Annotated in this window: 1 protein-coding gene; it reads left to right on the forward strand. The window is 35.0% G+C overall.

Annotation, left to right across the window (positions count from 1 at the left end):
• Positions 1-300: type I restriction endonuclease subunit R, EcoR124 family (locus G6069_RS07870; RefSeq protein ID WP_414735856.1), on the forward strand; the 300-nt coding region annotated here is incomplete at both ends.

Below are 300 nucleotides of genomic sequence, written 5' to 3' on the forward strand. Positions count from 1 at the left end.
TCATGCTTTTTGGCAACAAGGACGCTCAATCTATTGCACTATTAAGGAAATATGAAGATTATTTGAAAGGCTACACGGACAATAACAAAGAATACGAGGGCTATGAGGGTTTGATTGGAAGGCTTTTAACGGAATTTCCGTTAAAAGAGCCGATCATTTCAGAAAGCCAGAAAAAGGATTTCATCAAGCTTTTTGGCAAGATTTTGAAATTGGAAAATATTTTAAACAGCTTTGAAAATTTCAACAAAGACGATTACATCAATCCCAGGGATTTTCAAGACTATCAAAGCAAATACCTTG

This window comes from Helicobacter pylori (genome assembly GCF_017594925.1).
Taxonomy (GTDB): domain Bacteria; phylum Campylobacterota; class Campylobacteria; order Campylobacterales; family Helicobacteraceae; genus Helicobacter; species Helicobacter pylori_DP.